The organism is Streptococcus entericus DSM 14446 (assembly GCF_000380025.1).
In the GTDB taxonomy this organism is placed as follows: Bacteria; Bacillota; Bacilli; order Lactobacillales; family Streptococcaceae; genus Streptococcus; species Streptococcus entericus.
Window position 1 is genome coordinate 1 of the sequence record NZ_KB904184.1, and the last position, 21,742, is coordinate 21,742.

Consider the following 21,742-nt stretch of genomic DNA (forward strand, 5'->3'; position numbering starts at 1 on the left):
TGGAAGCACTAGAGCTGACAATTACTGGTACTGTTACAGATAGGAATGCCCCGCATCTTATTTCGATTAGTACTGATAAGACCGAATATAGAGCAGGGGAAACGATTTCTGTCCAAGTTGAAGTTAGCGATGAATCAGCCTTATCAAGTGCTTATGTCAGCTTTAGAAATGAATCAAACACACACTCTCTGGGTAACGGTATTTATGACTCTTCTCAATTTCATCAGTTACCTAATGGTCATTACGTTGTTGAAATTCCTATTAATATCCCATTAACTCGACCAAGCGACCATTATACTCTTAGTTGGATTAGTTTAAGAGATACGGTTGAAAATGAAGTTACTTACTCTAGTTCAGAATATGAGACTAATAAAATTGAACCCCTAACAATTGTCATTGGGAAACCTAGCCAACCAATAGAAACGGTCACAACGCCCCCGTCAAATGCAACACCTAATCCTGATAGTACAGAAGAGGTTGATAAACCTGAATTACCGGATGCACCAGTAGAAGTAACCAGTCCTGAATTACCAGATACTTCGGTAGATCTGATTGAGCGTGATGTGGTTAATTTAGTGGTAGTCGTTGATGAGGGAACTGGAAGAGAGTTATTCCGCTTTACAATCAATGGAGAAGATTATGCTTCTCAAGTGACTGAGAAAATCGCAGCTTATTCTCTAGAAAATCAAATGAGTTTGACTGAGGGTAGTCACTTACTTGTGTCTGAACAACGTTCAGCAACAACAGTTGGTAATTACACTAAAGAAAGTATTCGTAGAGAATATAAAGTTAGTGTCAAACGTGATTCAGAATTACCATTACCTGAGGAAAATACAGGATTTGTTCCAAGTGGAACCTTGTATGATGATGTTAACAGTTACCGAGCAGCTTTTGATGTTGGGGTGTATGCTAATGGAGATCAGATATCCTCTTCAGATTACATTGGGACTGATACCATTGATGCTGTGATTCGTCGAGCTTTGGAGTCTGTTGATTCTGAACGTTATCGTTACGATAGAGTGGAGGTTAACCAAGGTTTTACAAGTCGTTTTGGAAATGGTGTTAACTTCAGTGGTCAGTTGTTTGACATTAAGGTTTTCTTGACAGAATTTCAGATGAAACCAATTGAGCCATTTATTTCATCAGAAACTCAGCCAGATTTGGGTAAATCTCCAATCGTTGAAACAGGTACGTCTGACGTTGATGTTCCAAAAAACGAATCTACAACCGCTCCTGAAATCTCTCCTGAAACTTCAGACTCACTAAAAACTCAGCCAGATTTGGGTAAATCTCCAATCGTTGAAATAGGTACGTCTGACGTTGATGTTCCAAAAAACGAATCTACAACCGCTCCTGAAATCTCCCCTGAAACTTCAGACTCACTAAAAACTCAGCCAGATTTGGGTAAGTCTCCAATCGTTGAAATAGGTACGCCTGATGTTAACATTCCCCAAATTGGTTCTGAAACCTCATCTGACAAACCAATTTTTTCAGAGTTACCATCAGAATCAGATGATCTGACTAAGATATCTGGCTTATTAAAAAATGGTTCCGATATGGCAATAGCTAGTCCCCCAGCTAAAGAGCTTACTCGAGAGATGATGCACCAAAGTGTGAAATCTCCCATGTCCCAAATAGCAACTGAAGGGAAAACTGCCGATAAATCGGCAAGTCTCCCTCGGACGAACAGTACTTCATCAATAATTGTGGCTGTCGTAGGTTTAGTTTCAGTAAGTTTAGGACTACTAGGTTTGAAAAAACAAGAACGGTAATTTTTTATTGATTCCGAGGTCTAACATTAATTTTTTTAGTTTGCTCCAGTCTCTTGATATGGTGAACTGTATCCTAAGAGTTAGACATAATAAAAACTGCCCCAAGACTAAGTCTTGGGGCAGTTTTTATGACATTACTGAATATTCAACCGCTTGGTCATGATATAGTTTGTCGCCAAGTAGCATCCTACACCCTGAACAGCTGATGTCAAGAGTACAAAAATAAGGTAACTATTATCGAATAATAATCCTGTATCACTGTTTAACTCTGGCAAGATAAAACTTGACAAGAAACTAATCAGAATATAAAGGGCAAAATAAGCGACAACACTCATCAGCCCACGCCGATTCTGAAAGAGTTGACCGATGGAAATCGCCAAATAAATCAGTAAAATACTTGCTAACTGGCTGACGATGACCACCAGCAGAAGTAGGGGAATTGAAACATACTGAGAAAGTTGGGTCAAGAGGTTTGGCAATAGCACCAAGAGATTTGGTAAATCAATTAATGGTGCAATGAAAAAGAAGAAAGCCAAGACTACTGTTGCTGATGAGGCAGTCATCCAGAAAAATGCCGCCGTTAATTTAGATAGAATAATCTGATGATTTGACACCGGCAAGGTTAACGTTAGGTAGCCCTCGCGCCCATAAATGTTTTTATAGAAGCGGTTGATGACTAAAAACAGAGTGGCAAGTCCTAAACCGATGGTTAGAGCGATAATCGTTAGTAAAGCAAGAAAGTAGAGATGATCCTGTAAGGAAAAGATACTTTCTGAGTATTCTAAGGTATTGTCGAGCCAAGCCCTGGTAACAAATCCAAAAATTGGTGAAATGATTAAGGTTGCCAGATAGAGCAACAGATACCATTTCCCTGCAGCTTTAATTTCATATTTGATGAGTTTTCCAAACATAGTATCCTCCTAAACTCTGAATGTCTCACGAAAGAGGGCATCAATTGATTTCCCATGCTCAGTTCGTAGGTCATCTGTGTTGCCTTGTAGGATGAGTTCCCCTTTTTTGATGAAAATGGCCTCATCTAAAATCGGCTCGACATCACTGATGAGATGAGTAGAGATGATGACAGAACTGTCAGGACTATAATTGTTGATGATGGTGCGCAAAATATAATCACGCGCAGCAGGGTCAACCCCACCAATTGGTTCATCAAGCACATAAAGTTTAGCGCGACGGCTCATCACAAGAATCAGTTGAACTTTTTCCTTGTTTCCTTTGGACAGGTTTTTCAAGAGACTAGTCTGGTCAATGTCAAGGTCAGCCAACAAGGTTATCGCTCTGCCATGGTCAAAATCACTATAAAAATCGTTGAACATGGTTAAGAGGTCTGATACCCTCATGTTGTCTCGTAAGTAAGTGGTATCTGGCAGATAGGATACGATAGCTTTGGTTGCTGGCGAAGGGCGTTGACCATCTACAAGCAACTCACCAGAACTTGGCTGCAACAGACCGTTGATGAGTTTGATGAGGGTTGTTTTCCCACTTCCATTCGGTCCCAATAGACCGATAATTTTTCCAGCATCAATCGTCAAGTTCAAGTCATTGATGGCTTGGTGATTGCCATATGATTTACTGAGGTGATGTAGGTGCAATAAGTGCGTCATTGTCAGTCTCCTTATCTTCTTATCGTATAGAGGTAAACGAGTAGCGGCATTGAGGTAAAGGGGATGCTATTACTTATTCCTAACATTATCGCTAAGATAAGTAGTTAGTCTCCACTCTTTTTGGAAAATTTCTTAGCCTTTAGTTTCTTTGAGATAGGCTTTAATCTCAGAAGTGATGTCCTTCTCGCTAAAACCAAGGGTCAGCATTTTTTTGATAAAGGTTGCAATTTCATTTGCAGCGAGCTCGTGACGTTTTTGGTCGATGAGTTCCTGATCATCAGTTACAAAACGTCCAGATGTCCGCTTGGCATAAACCAAACCCTCGCGTTCTAATTCTGTAAAAGCACGCTGCATGGTGTTAGGATTCACACCAGCTTTTTCTGCAAAATCACGCACCGTTGGTAGCTGCTCGCCACTCTTTATTTGGTAGCTAACAATTTGTAGCTTGATTTCTTGCACAATTTGTGAATAAATGGGCGATCTTTCGTCAAATGTCCAGACCATAATCTTTCTCCTTTCGCTTCAACGACCCAAAGGGTCTGTTAGTTTATCTCCTATCTAATAAATGAGATGAAGGTGAAACTCAATCAGTCATTTATCAGCAGTTGATGTTGTCGTCCTGCTTTGCCTAGTTCAACCATTGTTTTTAGGTTGCTGAGACTAGCGCATTTAACGAGTTGTTCCGTCAATCAAGATGATTGACCTTTAAAGTCCGTAGGGATTGAGGGACTCAGCCGTGTTTTTCAACACTAAAGTACCTACTAGAACGGTGGAGGGAAAACTCAACATCCAACAAAGCTGATAAAAATTACCCCTAACCATTGTGTCTCGTTGATTTAATAACAATAACATGGAAGGCTGTAACGTTTGCCACACTCTCGATTTCTCAAGCATTAGTTTGTACTATTCTAATCATGCGAAAAAAACTTAGATTTGTCAAGTGAAAACTCTTTTATAAAATAGTATAATAGACATAAGCATCAAGTAGTAGTTGTTCCCAGAAAAACTACTGCCACAAGTTTTGAGGAGGTTAGAATGTTTGTACCCTTAGACACAAAGACAGTCTACTCATTTTTAGATAGTTTGATCGATTTGCCAACCTACATTAGTACAGCTAAAGCTTTGGGCTATCAGAGCATTGGTATCATGGACAAGGAGAACCTCTACGCAGCTTATCATTTTATTCGTCAGACTGAAGCTGCTGGCTTGCAACCCATTCTAGGGATTGAAGTCCAGCAAGCGATTGCTGGGCTGGAATTGCCAATTTATCTCATTGCTAGGAATACAGCAGGCTACAAAATCTTGCTCAAATACTCCAGTCAGCGCCTAACTGATGATGTTGTCCCTGACCTGCCAGAAACTGATGATGTTGCTGTTGTTGTCCCCTACCAAGAGGGTATTGAAAAACTGGACTTGCCCCATCATGCCTTTATCGGTGTTTTTTTAGATAGTCCGCAAAAAGTGTTTAATCGGCCACTGCTCGCCCTGCAAACTGTTCGTTACTTCCGCGAAGAAGAGACGCAGGAATTACGCGTTTTGCATGCTATCCGTGATAATCTACCTTTGCGAGATATTCCGCAGCCAACCTCTCATCAGTTGCTCTATCCTGCTGAACAGATGACCGAGCAGTTCAGGCAGAGATTTCCTGAAGCTTTGGAAAACCTCGAACATTTGGTGACAGGTATCGATTATCAGTTTGATACAGCCCTAAAACTACCGCGGTTTAACCGAAACCGCCCTGCCCATGAAGAATTGCGTGATCGTTCAGAACAAGGACTGCGTTCAAAAAATCTCTGGCAGCCCCTTTACTGCAATCGATTAGATGAAGAGTTGTCCGTTATCCACGACATGGGCTTTGATGATTACTTTCTTATTGTTTGGGACTTGCTCCGTTTCGGACGTCATCAAGGCTATTATATGGGTATGGGAAGAGGTTCTGCAGCTGGCAGTCTTGTCGCTTACGCCCTAGACATCACTGGTATTGACCCCGTGGCTAATCATTTACTGTTTGAACGTTTCCTCAATCGCGAACGTTACAGCATGCCAGATATTGACATTGACCTGCCTGACCTTTATCGTAGTGAGTTTCTACGCTATGTCCGTGATCGTTATGGCAGTCAGCACACCGCTCAAATTGTCACTTTTTCAACATTTGGTGCCAAGCAAGCTATTCGTGATGTTTTCAAACGCTTCGGAACGCCTGAGTACGAATTAACCAACATAACGAAGAAAATCGGTTTCAGAGACACATTAGCCAGCGCTTACGAGAACAATATCAGCTTTCGACAGCTCATCAACAGTAAGCCCGAATACCAAAAGGCTTTCGCTATCGCCAAGAGGATTGAAGGACAGCCACGTCAGACCTCTATCCATGCGGCTGGTATCGTGATGAGTGACGATGAGCTTACAGACCATATTCCCCTCAAAAATGGAGAGGAGATGTTCATCACGCAGTATGATGCTCCTGCCATCGAAGCAAATGGCCTCTTGAAAATGGATTTTTTAGGCTTAAGAAATTTGACCTTTGTTCAAAAAATGGCAGAAAAAGTCAAGGAAGAGACAGGTGTTACGATTGACATTGCAGCTATTGACCTAGAAGACTCAGCAACCTTGGCACTGTTTGCCCAAGGTCGGACCAAGGGCATTTTTCAATTTGAACAAGCTGGGGCTATTAGCCTGTTGAAACGAATTAGGCCAAGACGATTTGAAGATGTTGTCGCAACGACCAGTCTCAATCGTCCAGGGGCCAGTGATTACATCGATAATTTTATCAAGCGACGAGAAGGAAGAGAAGCCGTTGATTTAATCGATGATGTGGTCGCACCGATTCTAGCACCAACCTATGGTATCATGCTTTACCAGGAGCAGGTGATGCAGATTGCCCAGGCCTATGCTGGCTTTAGCCTTGGAAAAGCCGATTTGCTAAGGCGTGCTATGTCGAAAAAAGATAAGGCTGAAATGGACAAGATGGAGGCAGAATTCCTCCAAGGCGCGGCTACACTTGGCCGCAACCTAGACACAGCAAAACGCCTTTATCAAATGATGGCAAAATTTGCAGGATACGGTTTTAACCGAAGCCACGCCTTTGCTTATTCAGCATTAGCTTTTCAGCTCTGCTATTTTAAGGCCCACTACCCAGCCGTTTTTTACGATGTCATGCTCAATTACTCGAACGCCGATTACATTGACGATGCACTAGCCGCAGGCTTTCAGCTGGGACGACTCTCGATAAACACGGTTCCTTACTATGACAAAATAGCAGAGCAGACGATTACACTTGGGTTACGTCACCTACGGGCAGTGCCAAGAGAACTTGCTTACTGGATTCTTGAAAGCAGAGCGAGTCAGCCCTTCGAAAGCATAGAAGATTTTATCACCCGTCTACCTGTCAAGTACCACAAAACTGAGCTACTAGAGCCTATGGTGCAGGTCGGACTGTTTGACCAATTTGATCGCAATCGTCGTAAAATCATCTCCAACCTAAGCCACCTCTTCACCTTTGTCACCGAACTAGGTAGCCTATTTTCGGATAGTTCCTACAGTTGGCTGACTGCTGAGGATTACAGCCCATCAGAGAAGTATCAGCTAGAAATTGACTTGTTAGGTGTTGGCATTAGTCCACACCCTCTTGTCACCATTAGCAAACAAGAACAGGGTAATTTCATCCCTTTATCTGAGCTAGTTGTTAATAGCCAAGCCACCATTCTCGTTCAACTGATGAGACTTCGCGTCATTAGGACAAAAACGAACGGGCAACAAATGGCTTTTGCCACCGTAACAGATACCAAGCAACAATTGGATGTGACCCTTTTCCCAGAAACTTATCAGTTGTACCAGCAGCAGTTAGTGGAAGGGCAAATCTACCTGATGACGGGGCGTTTGCAGGAGCGAAATGGGAACTTGCAGATGATTCTCTCCCAGTTGCATCAGCCTGTCACGGAAAAGTGCTGGATTCAACTGTCTAACCATGACCAAGACAAGGCAATTTTAGCTGTTTTAACAGAACATCCTGGTAATTATCCTGTCGTTCTACACTATGAGGACACTAAGAAAACGCTTCAGCTAAAACAGCCACGAGTGCAAAAAACGCTTGCACTGATTGAGGAACTAAAACCTCTTGTTATGAAAACGATTTTTCGATAAAATTTTGATACTATTCATTACATTTTTTTCTAACTGTGCTATAATAGATAAGTCAAATTGATTTTGAGTCAACTGGTTGACAGTTGGTTATTTTCCTAGAAAAGGAGTTACAAATGAAACGTATTGCTGTTTTAACTAGTGGTGGTGACGCACCTGGTATGAACGCTGCTGTCCGTGCCGTCGTTCGTAAGGCGATTGTCGAAGGTATGGAGGTCTATGGTATTAACCGTGGTTACAAAGGCATGGTTGAGGGAGACATTTTCCCGCTGAACGCTCGCGGGGTGTCTGATCGCTTAACGCGTGGAGGTACCTTCCTCCAGTCTGCGCGCTACCCTGAGTTTAGGGAATTAGAGGGCCAACTCAAAGGAATCGAGCAACTGAAAAAACACGGTATCGAAGGTGTTGTTGTTATCGGTGGTGACGGTTCTTATCATGGTGCTATGCGTTTAACAGAACATGGTTTCCCAGCTATCGGTGTTCCTGGCACAATTGACAATGACATTGTCGGTACAGATTTTACTATCGGTTTTGATACAGCTGTTAATACTGCGACAGAAGCCTTGGATAAAATTCGCGACACCTCATTTAGTCATAAACGTACCTTTGTGGTTGAAGTTATGGGACGCAACGCCGGTGATATTGCTCTCTGGTCTGGTATCGCCTCAGGTGCTGACCAAATCATTATCCCAGAAGAAGAGTACGACATCAATGATGTTGTTGCTAATATTCGTGATGGGTATGAGAAAAAAGGAAAAAATCACCACATTATCGTCTTAGCTGAAGGGGTGATGCGAGCAGAAGATTTTGCAGAGCAACTAAAAGCAGCTGGTGATACAAGTGACCTTCGGGTGACAGACCTTGGTCATATCCTGCGCGGAGGTAACCCAACGCCGCGTGACCGTGTTCTTGCTTCATGGATGGGAGCTCATGCTGTTGAGTTGCTTAAAGCTGGTCGTGGTGGTCTTGCTGTCGGTGTTCGCAACGAAGAATTGGTTGAAAGCCCAATCCTTGGTACAGCAGAAGAAGGTGCCCTGTTCAGCTTGACTGAAGACGGCAATATCGTCGTTAATAACCCACACAAGGCACGTCTGGACTTTGCAGCCCTTAACCGTGACTTAGCGCACTAATCTATCGTAAAACAAAAAGGAGTATCCTCACAAATGAATAAACGTGTAAAAATTGTCTCAACCCTTGGTCCTGCAGTTGAAATCCGTGGTGGCAAACGCTTCGGTGAAGAAGGTTATTGGGCTGGTGAGCTTGATGTTGAAGCATCAGCTCAGATTATCGCTCAGCTAATTAAAGAAGGTGCTAACGTCTTCCGTTTCAACTTCTCTCATGGTGACCACGCTGAGCAAGGCGCTCGTATGGCAACTGTGCGTCGTGCAGAAGAAATCGCAGGCAGAAAAGTTGGTTTCCTGCTTGATACTAAAGGTCCTGAAATCCGTACAGAACTTTTTGCTGACGATGCTAAGGGCTATGATTACAAAACTGGTGACCAGTTGCGTGTCGCTACTAAACAAGGTATCAAATCAACACGTGATGTCATCGCCCTCAACGTTGCAGGTGCTCTTGATATTTTTGATGATGTTGCTGTAGGAAACCAAATTTTAGTTGACGATGGTAAACTTGGTTTGACTGTCATCGCAAAAGATGAGGATACCCGTGAATTTATCGTTGGTGTCGAAAATGATGGCAAGATCGAAAAACAAAAAGGTGTTAACATCCCTTACACCAAAATTCCTTTCCCTGCTCTTGCTGAACGTGACAACGCGGATATTCGTTTCGGTCTTGAGCAAGGTCTCAACTACATTGCTATCTCATTTGTTCGTACGGCTAAAGATGTTGAAGAAGTTCGTAATATCCTTCGCGAGACTGGCAATGAGCATGTGCAACTAATTTCTAAAATCGAAAACCAACAAGGTATCGAGAACCTTGAAGAGATTCTTGAAGCCTCAGACGGTATCATGGTAGCTCGTGGTGATATGGGTATCGAAGTACCATTTGAGATGGTTCCTGTTTACCAAAAACAAATCATTTCAGCATGTAACGCTGCTGGTAAACCAGTTATCACCGCAACTAACATGCTTGAAACCATGACTGAAAAACCACGTGCCACACGTTCAGAAGTATCAGACGTCTTCAACGCTGTCATCGATGGTACCGATGCAACCATGCTTTCTGGTGAGTCTGCAAATGGTAAATACCCTGTTGAAGCGGTTCGTACCATGGCAACTATCAATAAGAATGCCCAACACCTTCTTAATGAATATGGACGCTTGTCATCTGACGCTTACCACCGTGATTCTAAGACAGATGTCATCGCGTCAGCAGTAAAAGATGCAACTAACTCAATGGACATTAAACTTGTTGTAACTGTGACAGAAACTGGTCATACTGCACGTGCTATTTCCCAATTCCGCCCAAATGCTGATATTCTCGCAGTGACATTTACTGAACTTGTTCAAAAGAGCCTCATGCTCAACTGGGGTGTTATCCCAGTTGTTACAGACAAGCCAAAATCAACTGATGACATGTTTGAATTGGCTGAAAAAGTTGCAATCGAACAAGGTCTTGTCGAAGCAGGTGACAACATCATTATCGTTGCTGGAGTTCCTGTAGGTGTGGCTGGTTCAACCAACACAATGCGTGTACGTACAGTACAATAATCTAAACCGCTAGTAGCCAGTTAGATACTTATTTATCTACTGGCTTTTTGCACTTCTGATTTGATTAAGTAGGTCTGATATGTCAATTGTTCAAAAATCAATAAAGCTTGTCCTTGCTACTAGTTTTGCGATCTATTTAGCCCATCAATTTGGTTTGCTGTACGCTAATTCAGCTGGTGTTATCGCTTTACTTAGTGTGTTAGATACGAGACGTACCTCTTTACTTGTCGCAAAGGAGCGATTGCTGGCGAATTTGTTGGGTCTGTTTCTAGCTAGCTTTATTTTTTCGATACTAGGTTTCTCACAACTTAGCTTAACCTCTTTTCTGGTGCTCTATTTGCCCTCAGCATTTTATTGGAAACTTGACAAAGGGATTGCGCCAAGTACTGTCCTTGTTCTTCATCTTTTTCAAGAAGGGCAAGTAACGTTCCAGCTTTTGTTAAATGAATTGGCTCTGTTTGGCATCGGGACTGGGCTTGCTTTAGTGGTTAATCTCTACATGCCCTCAAAAGCAACAGCTATCGCCCAATACCGTCAGCAGGTTGAGGATCAGTTGCGAGTGATTATGCGACGATTCGAGGCTTTTCTCCTGTCAGGCAACGGTATTAACGAAGGCTTGCTTGTCATCGAGCTGGAACAGCTTTTAGAAACTGCCCTGAAGCTGGTTTATCAAGAACGTCATAACCAAATCTTCCATCAAACCAATTATGATGTCCATTATTTTGAAATGAGACGGATGCAAGCGACTATTCTAAAACGAATGGCAAAGCTCATCAACGGACTCAAGGAATCTTCTCCAGAGAGCATTATTTTAGCTCAGCTATTTTCAGAAACAGCCCAACAAATTAGTGAAAAAAATTCGGGTTATCAGCTGCTTAAGGATATTGATGATTTCTTGATTTCTTTCCGTAAACGAGAACTGCCTCAGACACGATTAGCATTTGAAAATCGAGCCTTACTCTTTCAGTTACTCAATGATATGCAGCACTTTATTCAAGTGAAGTTGGATTTTTATCAGCATTATGAAGGAATCTTACTCAAAAATGAGCCAAATTCGGCACCTGAACTATAAAATCTGTTATAATAGAAGAAGTAGTTGAAAAGGAGGAGCTGATGCTAGAGCAACCTTTGTTAAGACCGGATCAGGAAAATGCCTATGCTCATGTTATTGAACACCTTAAGAGCAAGCAGATACGGATTACAGAAACGCGAAAAGCTGTCACCCGTTATATGATTGCCGCAGCGCATCACCCTAGTGCTGAGCAAATTTATCAAGACCTACTCCCTATGATTCCTGGAATGAGCCTGGCGACCGTTTATAATAACTTGAGGGTATTAGTGGAAGCGGGATTTGTCTCTGAACTCAAACTTTCTAACGATAACACGACTTATTTTGACTTTTTAGGTCACGAGCACTTGCACGTTGTGTGTGAGTCTTGCGGCAAAATTGCGGATATCATGGATGCAGATGTTTCGATTTTCAAACAGACTGCCCAATCGGCGACTGGTTATAAAATCAGCAAGGAACAGTTTCTCCTCTACGGGATTTGTCCTAACTGTCAGAACAATTAAAAATCCATTCTGAACTTATTCAGAATGGATTTTTTCGATTATAATGTTAGAGCGTTAAAGGTGTCACCATGTTCAATATCACCATACTGGTAGCCACGGTCAAACCAGCGTTTACGCTGCTCAGATGTCCCATGTGTGAAACTATCAGGCACCACTCGCCCGTAAGCTTCTTTTTGCAAGGTATCATCTCCAACTGCATGAGCAGCAGCCATCGCTTCTTCAATATCGCCGACATCAAGATAGCCTAGACCATCAACATATTTTGCCCAAGCGCCTGCATAATAATCAGCCTGCAATTCTAAGCGAACGTTTAGTTCATTAGCTTGCTTTTCAGACATCCCTTGACGTGAACGTGCGTATTGATTCATGATCCCTAACTCATTCTGCACATGATGACCGACTTCATGTGCAATGACATAGGCCATCGCAAAATCACCCTTGGCACGGTATTTTGTCGTTAATTCACGATAGAAAGAAATATCTAAATAGACAGTTCGATCAGCTGAACAGTAAAATGGTCCAGAAGATGCCTGTCCGACTCCACAAGCTGTATGTGTTTGTCCGGTATAGAAGACCAACTTCGGCGCATTATAGGTCTGACCATGGCGACGGAATTCTTCTGTCCAAAAGTCCTCTGTCGATGCCAGAACCTTACTAACAAATTCAGCTTCGTCATCAGTCACATCACTGGCTGGCGTCCCAACTTGAGTTGATTGGTAGGAAGAGTAGCCAGTATCTCCGCCCAGAAGATTCCCCATTCCTCCCCCAGCAAAGACCAGTAAAAGCAAGAGAAGAAGTAATTTACCCTTCCAGCCCATGCGTGAAAATAATAGTGGTAGTAAAATGTTACCACCAGACATGCCACCTTGTCTTCCATAGTTCCCGCCTGACAATGAACCTGATTGCCCACGTCGGTCTTCGACGTTGTTACTTTTTCGTAAATGATCAGTTTTCATACGATTCTCCTTTAGTAATAGCCTTATTATACGCTATTTTCTTAAAAATGTCACTAGACTTGCCTTTAGTTTATGAAAAGGTTATAATGGCAATTAGAAAGGTAGGCAACATGTCCATTGAGCTAATTATTATTATTGTTTTAGTAGCTTTTTCTATTGTCAAAATCGTTTCAATCAGCAAAGTCACCAAACTCATGACTGAAAAAATCAAAAAAGAGGCAGAAGAAGCTAAACAAGCAGAAAAAAATTAGAATTAACTACGGTTTACATGATAAGGTTAGAGTTGGTATACTTTCCAACTCTTTTTACATAATTATAATTACGCAAAAACATAGTATTTCCTAATAGAAAATGCTATTAAAACAAGGGAAAATCTGCTATAATAAACCTATGGAAATTGAAAAAACCAACCGAATGAACGCCTTGTTTGAGTTCTATGCAGCGCTGTTAACAGATAAGCAGATGAACTATATCGAGCTTTACTATGCCGATGATTATAGTTTAGCAGAGATTGCAGAGGAGTTTCAGGTTAGTCGGCAGGCTGTTTATGACAATATCAAGCGGACAGAGAAAATCTTAGAAGATTATGAGATGAAGCTCCATATGTACTCTGATTACATCGTTCGTTCCCAGATTTTTGAAGAAATAGCAGAGCGCTATCCAGAGGAGGAGTTTCTACAAGAGCGACTAGCCATCCTCAGCAGTATCGATAACCGTGAATGATTTTTACGTAACTTTATTTATGTAAAAAAATCAAAATTTACATCAAAAACACAGACAAAAGGAGGTTTACATAATTTATTTTATGTAATGTTTTATGGCATTTGAAAGTTTAACCGAACGCTTGCAGGGCGTTTTCAAAAACCTGCGTGGTAAGAAAAAGCTGAATGAAAAAGATGTTCAAGAAGTCACTAAGGAAATTCGTCTGGCTCTCTTAGAAGCTGACGTTGCTCTTCCTGTCGTTAAGGACTTTATCAAAAAAGTTCGTGAGCGAGCCATTGGTCACGAAGTCATCGACACGCTCAATCCCAGCCAGCAAATTGTCAAAATTGTCAACGAAGAGCTGACAACTATTTTAGGTTCTGAAACAGCTAATCTTAACAAATCACCAAAAATCCCAACGATTATCATGATGGTTGGTTTGCAGGGGGCTGGTAAAACCACGTTTGCTGGCAAGCTAGCAAACAAGCTCATCAAAGAAGAAAACGCTCGCCCACTGATGATTGCAGCGGATATTTATCGTCCAGCTGCCATTGACCAACTTAAAACCTTAGGTCAGCAAATCAATGTCCCTGTTTTTGATATGGGGACAGAGGTCCCTGCGGTTCAAATCGTAGCAGAAGGTCTCAAGCAGGCGCAGATAAATCGCAATGACTACGTCCTCATCGATACGGCAGGTCGGTTGCAGATTGATGAGAAGCTTATGGAGGAGCTACGTGATGTCAAGGCACTAGCTCAGCCAAATGAGATTTTGCTGGTTGTTGACAGCATGATTGGTCAAGAGGCCGCCAATGTTGCTCGTGAATTTAATGACCAGTTAGACATCACAGGGGTCATTTTAACCAAAATTGATGGTGATACTCGCGGCGGTGCCGCCTTGTCTATCCGCCACATTACTGGTAAGCCGATTAAGTTCACTGGTATCGGTGAAAAAATTACTGACATAGAAACCTTCCACCCAGACCGCATGTCCAGTCGTATCTTAGGGATGGGGGACCTCTTAACCTTGATAGAGAAGGCTTCAGCCGAATATGATGAGAAAAAATCGTTAGAATTGGCTGAAAAAATGCGGGAAAATACCTTTGATTTTAATGATTTCATCGATCAGCTGGATCAGGTACAAAGCATGGGCCCAATGGAAGACCTACTTAAAATGCTACCAGGTATGGCTAGTAATCCGGCACTTGCTAATCTCAAGGTTGACCAGCGCGAAATCGCTAGAAAACGCGCCATTGTCTCATCCATGACCCCTGAAGAACGGGAAAATCCAGACTTACTGACACCGAGCCGTCGTCGCCGTATTGCTAGCGGTTCAGGCAATAGCTTTGTTGAGGTTAACAAGTTTATCAAAGATTTTAACCAAGCTAAGGTCATGATGCAGGGAATGATGAATGGGGATATGACTCAAATGATGAAGCAGATGGGTATCAATCCCAACAATCTGCCGAAAAACCTCCCAAATATGGGGGGTGGTCTGCCTGATTTTGGTGGTATGGATATGTCTTCCCTCAGCGATATGATGGGGGGCGGTGCTATGCCATCTATGTCGGATATGTTTGGCGGCGGTCTCAAAGGGAAAATTGGTGAATTTGCCATGAAATCCGCTATGAAACGTCAAGTGAATAAGATGAAAAAAGCTAAGAAGAAACGTAAATAAGATAATCAAACTCACACCTTTTGATCTGCGATTGACAGAAACAAAAGGTGTTTTTTAATCATGCACTTTTTAATTAATAAAATAGTTGACTTTTATTTTTTTATCAGTTATAATTGATAAAATCCGAATGAAAAAGGTGTATTATAGATGGATATTCAACAACTACCTAAAGCCGAGCTACATTGCCATCTGGATGGTTCCCTATCATTCTCAGCCATTCGTCAACTAGCCCGTTGGGCCGATATCAGTCTTCCAGAAAGCGATGAGGAGTTAAAAAGACTTGTCACAGCTCCCTCAGATATTAGTAGCCTTAATGATTATCTAAGGACTTTTGATACTATTCTTCCTTTGTTACAGACTAAAAAAGCATTGAGATTTGCTGCCTATGATGTGGCTCAGCAAGCCGCTAAAGAAGGTGTCATCTATGCCGAAATTCGTTTCGCACCAACCCTGTCCACCGCTAAGGGGTTGACTGCCATAGAAGTCGTCGAAGCGGTTTTAGATGGCTTTGAACAGGCTCAAGATGATTTTGGTATTGTTGTCAAAGCCTTGGCTTGTGGGATGAGGCAGTCAAATCTTGATGAAACTTATCGCATGTTTAAGGAAGTTAGTCGTCTTGCGACACGAGGCCTAGTTGGTTTTGACTTTGCTGGAAATGAGGCTGATTTTCCGACTGGTGTTTTAGAAAAAATCATCACAGATACTCAGGCGCTAGGGTTGCCTTTTACCCTCCATGCTGGAGAATGCGGGTGCGCTAACAATATTGCACAAGGTCTGAAACTAGGCATTAAACGGTTTGGTCATGCGACAGCTCTATCCTTATCAGCAGAGATTCTTGATGATTTTGTTGCGAAAGAAGCAACTGCTGAATTATGCTTAACAAGCAATCTTCAAACAAAAGCAATTTCTGAATTAAGTGAATATCCTTACCATATTTTCTACGATAAAGGCGTACGAATGACGATAAACACCGATAACCGAACAGTTTCTGACACCAATTTAACAAAAGAATACCAATTATTTTCTGATTATTTTGGGGTATCTATAGCAGATTTTTTAAGGTTTAATGAATATGCTTTAGAGGCCAGCTTTGCCACTCCAGAGGAAAAAATGAAACTTTTGGAAAAATTACATCAGGGCTACGCACCATTTTTAAACACAGACAGCAATTAACTAGATAGAGTTGAGATGAGCAAACAATTCATACTTGAGATTGTCAGCGCATCCTACTCTAATTTTTACCTTACATCTTTCCGAAAAACTATAATTTTCTTGAAAAATATATCTCTCTATGCTATACTACTGGTATAGAAAGATACAGGTGATGTATGCGACGTGAGTTATTATTGGAAAAAATTGAGGAATTAAAAGGAATGATGCCCTGGTATGTCTTAGACTATTATCAGTCCAAGCTTGCTGTTCCTTATAGTTTTACGACCTTGTACGAGTATCTGAAGGAATACCGGCGATTTTTTGAGTGGTTGCAAGATACAGACTTGGTCAGCGCCAAGCGGCTGGCAGATATCCCCTTGGATACACTGGAGCATTTAACCAAAAAAGATCTTGAAGCCTTTATCCTTTACTTACGGGAACGTCCTCTGCTCAATGCTAATACCACCCAACAGGGGGTCTCTCAAACGACTATTAATCGTACTCTGTCTGCTCTATCTAGCCTTTATAAATACCTGACGGAAGAGGTTGAAAATGAACAAGGGGAGCCTTATTTTTACCGCAATGTTATGAAAAAAGTCTCCACCCAGAAAAAAAGAGAGACCTTAGCCTCTCGTGCGGAAAATATCAAGCAAAAACTCTTTTTAGGTGATGAAACGACTGCCTTTCTCGACTATGTGAACACCGAGTACGAACACAAACTCTCCAATCGTGCTGCTTCTTCTTTCCGAAAAAACAAGGAGCGGGACTTGGCGATTCTAGCCTTACTCTTGGCCTCTGGTGTGCGGCTATCTGAAGCGGTCAACCTCGACCTCAAGGATGTCAATCTCAAGATGATGGTCATTGAAGTGACGCGAAAAGGCGGCAAGCGCGATGCGGTCAATGTTGCAAACTTCGCCAAACCCTATCTCGAAGCCTATGTCGCCATTCGCAAGCAACGTTACCGAGCAGAAAAAACGGATCTAGCCTTCTTTTTATCGGAATACCGAGGCAAAGCCAACCGCATTGACGCTTCTTCTATCGAAAAAATGGTGGCCAAGTATTCTGCTGATTTTAAGGTTCGCGTGACTCCCCATAAACTGCGTCATACGCTAGCCACCCGTCTCTATGATGCTACCAAGTCACAAGTTCTTGTCAGTCACCAGCTGGGGCATGCCAACACTCAAGTCACAGACCTTTATACCCATATTGTCAATGATGAACAAAAAGATGCCTTGGACAAATTATAGTTGACATAATTTTAAATATGTAAAAACTGGGCGGGACGTCCCAGCTTTTTTATTTTATTAGCGCTAATTCATCATCTGTGATGAATCTGATATTAACCATAAGGTCAGGATGCAACAACTGCTTAACACGGCACTTATCGGCGATGTAAGCCTCTAATTCAGTCTCTAAATCAGGCGTAATGGGCTCTGCCAAAGTAACATTTAAATCAAATCCTGTCTCGCTGTAGCTTGCAGAGACTTCGACAGGCAAGTCCTTCTTCCCCTGCCGTCGTGCAAAATACCCCTGAACACACATGGTGACACAAGAAGCTAGGGCAACGACGACCAAACTGACTGGCGTTTCACCTTGTTCTGTTGTTCCAAAAGTAGTAATCGGCTCTCCGTAACCTGTCGAAGTCGCTTGAAAAAGTCGATTCCCTTTGACGATTGTTTGATACATCACTTGTTCTCCTGATCCTCAGTACTTGACACAGCTTTTTTAAATTCAGTAATCATTTTACCGATGGAAGCACCCAGTTCAGGCAGTTTTTGCGGTCCAAAAATAAGTAAAGCTGCAATCACAATCACCAAAACACCTGGTGCACCAATATCTCTTAATAATCCCATTATTATCCTCGTTTCTTTTCTACACGTCTACTTACTATGATACCAATTTCATAAATCAATAGCAAGGGCAAACTCATGACAAGGTCACTAATGACGTCTGCTGGTGTCATTATCACTGCCAAGCAAATCATGACAAAATAGGCCTGTCGACGATAAGTTTTTAAGAGTCGACTATTGACCAGTCCTAAATGCGTTAAAAAGGCAATGACCACTGGAAATTCAAATAAAACAGCCAGTGGTAGGGTGGTATGCCATACAAAAGACAGGTAATTTTGAGCTGTTATCTGAGTGATAAACAGACCATCTCCTAAAGACAGCAAAACCTGAAATAAGGCTGGCATGACCAGATAAAAACCAAATGCTAAACCAGCGACAAAACAAACGAAAACTGCTGGAATATAGGTCAATATCCCTCTTGCTTCCCTGGACGTTAGCCCTGGACGGACATAAGCCCAAATCTGATAAGTGATGACCGGTAACACCAAACTAAAACTCATTAAGCTAGCTAATCGCACATAAATCCATAAAATATCATTTGGACCAAGAACAAGCAATTTTTGCTTGAGGGGACTGGTGACAAATCGATATAATTCAGGTGACCAGTACAAACTTAGGATAAAAAATCCGACAAACGACAGCAAGACAATGATAAGTCGTTTCCTAAGTTCAGTCAAATGCTCTAAGATGCTTGCTTCTTTAGTTATCATGCGTCTTTTCTCCATCTTTCCTCTTCGTTACCAACAAGCTAGCTACAACCGCAACCACAAAGATTATTTGTGGCAGGACAACTTCCCAACTTGGGTAAATACCCAGCCAGTCAATGCTTGGCAACCAAACGATATGGTGGCTTGAGACTTGATTAGTCAGCTGTAGGGTGTGGATGCTGACGCCTAACATTTTAAAGGCCAGTGCATAAATCAACCACCCCAAAACATAAAAGAGACGATGAATCGGTAATCGCTGAGCGGATACTAAAAAGATGATGCTCAAAACGAGCAAGCAAGCTAGTGCCAGCCCAATACCAATCAAGAAATCGCGCAGGGAGATATGAGGCAGTATGCCTGCATAAAACAAAATGGTCTCAGCTCCTTCACGAAAAACAGCTAAAAATGATAGAAGAAACATGGAAAAGAAAGATCCTGTTGACATGACAAGAGACAGTTGTTTTGTCATATAAGCTTGCCAGGCAGTAGCTTGAGATTTACGATGTAACCACATGCCGATGGTCAGCATCATCACAACCGCAAAAATACCAATAAATCCCTCTAAAATTTCACGGTTAGCACCTGAGGCAATAGTTGGAAAGAGCTGATGGAGCAACAAAGCTGTCACTGCACTCGCTACTAGTCCTGCTACTGCTCCGCCATATACCCAGCGTAAGCCTTTCTTTTGCCCGACTGAGCGTAAGACACCCACTAAACTCAAAACAATGAGCAGAGCTTCAACTCCTTCACGCAGGAGAATTAACATGCTATCAAGAGGCGTATAAGCCGCTGCTGTATCAATGGTTTTTAGCTGGCTAATTAACTCACGCAAGTCTTGCTGTGCCTTTTGCTCAGAAAATTTTGCCATGATAATTGGTGTTTGGCTCTCGACATGCCGATACAAGCTGGCATTTCGTGTACTGACGGCACTTTCAAAGCTCGGCCAAGCAAGGATGAACTCACGCAGGCGTTGCTGACCTTGGCTTAATTTTCCCTCATTAAAAGCATTTGTGGCTTCTTCTAAAGTGGCAATGCCTTGACCAAGACTAGAAATCTTAGCAGACTCAGCAACTTCTTCTCCTGCCGTAAAAGCCCTAAGTGCCGTTTCCAGTTCATCTAACTGACTGATGATCTGTGCTCTATCTAAAGGTTCAGTCTCGATAGCTGCTCGTAAAAAGGATAGAGCTGTTTCGATGCGACCATAATGCTTAATGGTTGGTCGCACCAGAACTTCATGTCTTGTCCAAACGCCATTAAAGGTTAAAAAGGCTGTTTTTAACTCCTCGCTGGAGTCTGAACTGGTTATGGTTTGACGTAGGCGCTCGAGAGCTGGAAAAACCTTATGCTCAAATTTAATCAGCTCAGCGTCGTAATCAACAGGGTTTTGTTCATTTTCAAACTGAAGTAGTTTTTTGGATAGGCTAGTTAGTTCAGCTTCTGTAATGATTTTATCCGATAAAATAGCGGTTAATTCAGCTGAAACATCTTGACCTGCTGGTGACTGACTCTCTGTTAAGGTAACAAAGGTTTGCTTTAGGTCTTCTATTTCTGCAAGAGCTTGCTCTGTATGCCTGTTCTGTAGCGCTGTTTTGGCATCAGAGATTTGGACAAAAAACTCACTGTAAGACTGGGCATAAACCGGACGGACAACAAGGATAAATATTGCTACTATCGCCAACACAAGCCTATTCAAACAAGTCTTGACCAAGATAGCCTCCTTTTTTGACACCTGCAAAACATGCAAAGAGACCAGAACCGATATGGGTGATGTATTCATTGAGCTTATCACTAGCCCCCATCATGGTTTGGATTTTAACAAATTGGTCTGGATCTTTTTGAAAGGAAATAAAGAGCAGACCAGATTCAAATTGACCCGTTGTTTCGTTAATGCCATCAGAGTAGCTATACGAACGGCGGTAGAGCTCTAGCCCAGTTTTTTTTGCCAGGTGAACATGGGAATCAACAGGAATCATTGGATTGCCTTGGGCATCCTTTTTCTCAATATCAACTGGGGCAAATTCATCTGTTTCACCTAAGGGAGCTCCGCTGATTTTATGACGACCGAAGGTGTTTTCTTGCTCTTTCAAACTGGTCCTATCCCAGGTTTCTAAGTGCATACGAATTTTTCGGATAGCCATAAACGTCCCATCTTGCAACCAATCTTTGCCGTCATACCAAATGATATCTTGTTGGTCTTTGGGTCTTGTCGCATTAGCCGTTCCATCCTTAAAACCAAAAAGATTACGCGGTGTTTCTTTGCCATTACCAATAGCAGTAAAACCAGACTGGCTCCATTTCATGGTCACTGAACCTCTGGCTTTTCTGATTAAATTCCGTACAGCATGAAAAGCAACTTGTTCATCATCTGCACAGGCCTGAATCACGATGTCGCCCCCAGTATAACGGTCCTCTAGTTGCTCTCCAGGAAATGGTGGAAAATCTTTGAAAACACTAGGAATTTTATGGGGCCAGCCTAATTTTTCCAGAAAACGTCTGCTAATGCCAAAGGTCAAGGTTAAGCGATAAGGATTGAGCCCAACCGTTTCCCCTGTATCTTTTGGTGGGACGTGCGGATTATTGGGTTGGTCTTCGACAATTTTACCATCAATAAGGTTTTCAGCATAAGCTGTCCAATCTTTAAAGACTTGACGCAACTGTTGTTGATCTGTTGTCGCCAAATCTAATACCACAAGGTAGATATTTTTTTGAGTTGGGCTGACAATACCTGCTTGATGACGTCCATGAAAGGCAAAACGATCCTGCCCAATTATTTCTTTCTTGGCTGTTTGAACTTGTTTCGTGAGAAGACCACCAACAACCGTTGAGCCGACCAGCGCTCCAGCACCTGCTAAACTAGCCTGCTTAAGAAAATCTCTCCTGCTCAGCTTTTTATCGAAAAAGCCTGTTTTTTTATCATCTTGAGTCATC

The 21,742-nt window shown here is 42.2% G+C and carries 20 protein-coding genes; 11 read left to right on the forward strand and 9 right to left on the reverse strand.

Annotated features, from left to right (window positions below):
- The coding region (locus A3GW_RS11075) for a DUF7035 domain-containing protein (RefSeq protein ID WP_040798844.1) at positions 1–1,772 on the forward strand (1,772 nt) is incomplete at its 5' end.
- Between the two features lie 134 nt (positions 1,773–1,906).
- On the opposite strand, the gene A3GW_RS0108870 is transcribed toward A3GW_RS11075, so the two are convergent.
- From A3GW_RS0108870 to A3GW_RS0108880, 3 genes are all read right to left on the reverse strand, one after another.
- Entirely contained in the window at positions 1,907–2,683 is a 777-nt protein-coding gene (locus tag A3GW_RS0108870) for a hypothetical protein (RefSeq protein ID WP_018368933.1), read from the reverse strand.
- A 9-nt stretch (positions 2,684–2,692) separates the two neighbouring features.
- Complete coding sequence (locus A3GW_RS0108875) at positions 2,693–3,391, reverse strand: ABC transporter ATP-binding protein (RefSeq protein WP_018368934.1); 699 nt, start codon at positions 3,389–3,391, stop codon at positions 2,693–2,695.
- A 132-nt stretch (positions 3,392–3,523) separates the two neighbouring features.
- Complete coding sequence (locus A3GW_RS0108880; protein ID WP_018368935.1) at positions 3,524–3,895, reverse strand: GntR family transcriptional regulator; 372 nt, start codon at positions 3,893–3,895, stop codon at positions 3,524–3,526.
- A gap of 531 nt (positions 3,896–4,426) precedes the next feature.
- On the opposite strand from A3GW_RS0108880, the gene A3GW_RS0108885 reads away from it, so the two are divergent.
- From A3GW_RS0108885 to A3GW_RS0108905, 5 genes are all read left to right on the forward strand, one after another.
- Positions 4,427–7,534, forward strand: a complete 3,108-nt coding sequence (locus A3GW_RS0108885) for a DNA polymerase III subunit alpha (RefSeq protein WP_018368936.1) — start codon at positions 4,427–4,429, stop codon at positions 7,532–7,534.
- Positions 7,535–7,647: 113 nt separating this feature from the next.
- Positions 7,648–8,661, forward strand: a complete 1,014-nt coding sequence (gene pfkA / locus A3GW_RS0108890; RefSeq protein WP_018368937.1) for a 6-phosphofructokinase — start codon at positions 7,648–7,650, stop codon at positions 8,659–8,661.
- A gap of 33 nt (positions 8,662–8,694) precedes the next feature.
- Entirely contained in the window at positions 8,695–10,200 is a 1,506-nt protein-coding gene (gene pyk, locus A3GW_RS0108895; RefSeq protein WP_018368938.1) for a pyruvate kinase, read from the forward strand.
- A 79-nt stretch (positions 10,201–10,279) separates the two neighbouring features.
- Positions 10,280–11,272 (forward strand): aromatic acid exporter family protein, encoded by a 993-nt coding sequence (locus A3GW_RS0108900; RefSeq protein ID WP_018368939.1) that lies wholly within the window; start codon positions 10,280–10,282, stop codon positions 11,270–11,272.
- Between the two features lie 41 nt (positions 11,273–11,313).
- Positions 11,314–11,772 carry a Fur family transcriptional regulator gene (locus A3GW_RS0108905; protein ID WP_018368940.1) on the forward strand — a complete coding sequence of 153 codons (459 nt, stop codon included), beginning with the start codon at positions 11,314–11,316 and terminating at the stop codon, positions 11,770–11,772.
- Between the two features lie 38 nt (positions 11,773–11,810).
- Here A3GW_RS0108905 and ypfJ read toward each other — a convergent pair whose 3' ends face one another.
- Positions 11,811–12,728 carry a KPN_02809 family neutral zinc metallopeptidase gene (ypfJ, locus tag A3GW_RS0108910; protein ID WP_018368941.1) on the reverse strand — a complete coding sequence of 306 codons (918 nt, stop codon included), beginning with the start codon at positions 12,726–12,728 and terminating at the stop codon, positions 11,811–11,813.
- 47 nt (positions 12,729–12,775) lie between these two features.
- Here ypfJ and A3GW_RS11905 point away from each other — a divergent pair, with 47 nt between their 5' ends.
- The 5 genes from A3GW_RS11905 (at position 12,776) to xerS (ending at position 17,504) form a co-directional block, all read left to right on the forward strand.
- A complete protein-coding gene (locus A3GW_RS11905; protein ID WP_169333187.1) occupies positions 12,776–12,979 on the forward strand; it encodes a hypothetical protein in 204 nt (67 codons plus the stop codon).
- Positions 12,980–13,118: 139 nt separating this feature from the next.
- Positions 13,119–13,451 (forward strand): putative DNA-binding protein, encoded by a 333-nt coding sequence (locus A3GW_RS0108920; protein ID WP_018368943.1) that lies wholly within the window; start codon positions 13,119–13,121, stop codon positions 13,449–13,451.
- 94 nt (positions 13,452–13,545) lie between these two features.
- Positions 13,546–15,105 (forward strand): signal recognition particle protein, encoded by a 1,560-nt coding sequence (ffh, locus tag A3GW_RS0108925; protein WP_018368944.1) that lies wholly within the window; start codon positions 13,546–13,548, stop codon positions 15,103–15,105.
- A 147-nt stretch (positions 15,106–15,252) separates the two neighbouring features.
- Positions 15,253–16,278, forward strand: a complete 1,026-nt coding sequence (gene add / locus A3GW_RS0108930; RefSeq protein WP_018368945.1) for an adenosine deaminase — start codon at positions 15,253–15,255, stop codon at positions 16,276–16,278.
- A gap of 155 nt (positions 16,279–16,433) precedes the next feature.
- Complete coding sequence (xerS, locus tag A3GW_RS0108935; RefSeq protein ID WP_018368946.1) at positions 16,434–17,504, forward strand: tyrosine recombinase XerS; 1,071 nt, start codon at positions 16,434–16,436, stop codon at positions 17,502–17,504.
- Positions 17,505–17,553: 49 nt separating this feature from the next.
- Here xerS and A3GW_RS0108940 read toward each other — a convergent pair whose 3' ends face one another.
- The 5 genes from A3GW_RS0108940 to efeB are packed head-to-tail and all read right to left on the reverse strand — an operon-like array spanning position 17,554 to position 21,741.
- Entirely contained in the window at positions 17,554–17,943 is a 390-nt protein-coding gene (locus tag A3GW_RS0108940) for an OsmC family protein (protein ID WP_018368947.1), read from the reverse strand.
- Entirely contained in the window at positions 17,943–18,110 is a 168-nt protein-coding gene (locus A3GW_RS0108945) for a twin-arginine translocase TatA/TatE family subunit (protein WP_018368948.1), read from the reverse strand. Before A3GW_RS0108945 ends, A3GW_RS0108940 begins: the two co-directional genes overlap by 1 nt.
- 2 nt (positions 18,111–18,112) lie before the next feature.
- Positions 18,113–18,817 carry a twin-arginine translocase subunit TatC gene (gene tatC, locus A3GW_RS0108950; RefSeq protein WP_018368949.1) on the reverse strand — a complete coding sequence of 235 codons (705 nt, stop codon included), beginning with the start codon at positions 18,815–18,817 and terminating at the stop codon, positions 18,113–18,115.
- Entirely contained in the window at positions 18,807–20,522 is a 1,716-nt protein-coding gene (locus A3GW_RS0108955) for an FTR1 family iron permease (protein ID WP_018368950.1), read from the reverse strand. The genes tatC and A3GW_RS0108955 overlap by 11 nt, the downstream gene beginning before the upstream one ends.
- Entirely contained in the window at positions 20,500–21,741 is a 1,242-nt protein-coding gene (gene efeB / locus A3GW_RS0108960; protein ID WP_018368951.1) for an iron uptake transporter deferrochelatase/peroxidase subunit, read from the reverse strand. Before efeB ends, A3GW_RS0108955 begins: the two co-directional genes overlap by 23 nt.
- Between the last annotated feature and the right edge of the window lies 1 nt (position 21,742).

Excerpts from the sequence above, each read along its gene's own strand:
- A3GW_RS0108900 (WP_018368939.1), top strand. The coding sequence starts at position 10,280 with ATGTCAATTGTTCAAAAATCAATAAAGCTTGTCCTTGCTACTAGTTTT.
- xerS (WP_018368946.1), top strand. The coding sequence starts at position 16,434 with ATGCGACGTGAGTTATTATTGGAAAAAATTGAGGAATTAAAAGGAATG.
- A3GW_RS0108880 (WP_018368935.1), bottom strand. The coding sequence starts at position 3,895 with ATGGTCTGGACATTTGACGAAAGATCGCCCATTTATTCACAAATTGTG.
- A3GW_RS0108875 (WP_018368934.1), bottom strand. The coding sequence starts at position 3,391 with ATGACGCACTTATTGCACCTACATCACCTCAGTAAATCATATGGCAAT.
- A3GW_RS11905 (WP_169333187.1), top strand. The coding sequence starts at position 12,776 with ATGTCACTAGACTTGCCTTTAGTTTATGAAAAGGTTATAATGGCAATT.
- A3GW_RS0108885 (WP_018368936.1), top strand. The coding sequence starts at position 4,427 with ATGTTTGTACCCTTAGACACAAAGACAGTCTACTCATTTTTAGATAGT.
- ypfJ (WP_018368941.1), bottom strand. The coding sequence starts at position 12,728 with ATGAAAACTGATCATTTACGAAAAAGTAACAACGTCGAAGACCGACGT.
- A3GW_RS0108945 (WP_018368948.1), bottom strand. The coding sequence starts at position 18,110 with ATGGGATTATTAAGAGATATTGGTGCACCAGGTGTTTTGGTGATTGTG.
- add (WP_018368945.1), top strand. The coding sequence starts at position 15,253 with ATGGATATTCAACAACTACCTAAAGCCGAGCTACATTGCCATCTGGAT.
- A3GW_RS0108940 (WP_018368947.1), bottom strand. The coding sequence starts at position 17,943 with ATGTATCAAACAATCGTCAAAGGGAATCGACTTTTTCAAGCGACTTCG.
- A3GW_RS0108920 (WP_018368943.1), top strand. The coding sequence starts at position 13,119 with ATGGAAATTGAAAAAACCAACCGAATGAACGCCTTGTTTGAGTTCTAT.
- pfkA (WP_018368937.1), top strand. The coding sequence starts at position 7,648 with ATGAAACGTATTGCTGTTTTAACTAGTGGTGGTGACGCACCTGGTATG.
- A3GW_RS0108905 (WP_018368940.1), top strand. The coding sequence starts at position 11,314 with ATGCTAGAGCAACCTTTGTTAAGACCGGATCAGGAAAATGCCTATGCT.
- tatC (WP_018368949.1), bottom strand. The coding sequence starts at position 18,817 with ATGATAACTAAAGAAGCAAGCATCTTAGAGCATTTGACTGAACTTAGG.
- pyk (WP_018368938.1), top strand. The coding sequence starts at position 8,695 with ATGAATAAACGTGTAAAAATTGTCTCAACCCTTGGTCCTGCAGTTGAA.
- ffh (WP_018368944.1), top strand. The coding sequence starts at position 13,546 with ATGGCATTTGAAAGTTTAACCGAACGCTTGCAGGGCGTTTTCAAAAAC.
- A3GW_RS0108870 (WP_018368933.1), bottom strand. The coding sequence starts at position 2,683 with ATGTTTGGAAAACTCATCAAATATGAAATTAAAGCTGCAGGGAAATGG.
- efeB (WP_018368951.1), bottom strand. The coding sequence starts at position 21,741 with ATGACTCAAGATGATAAAAAAACAGGCTTTTTCGATAAAAAGCTGAGC.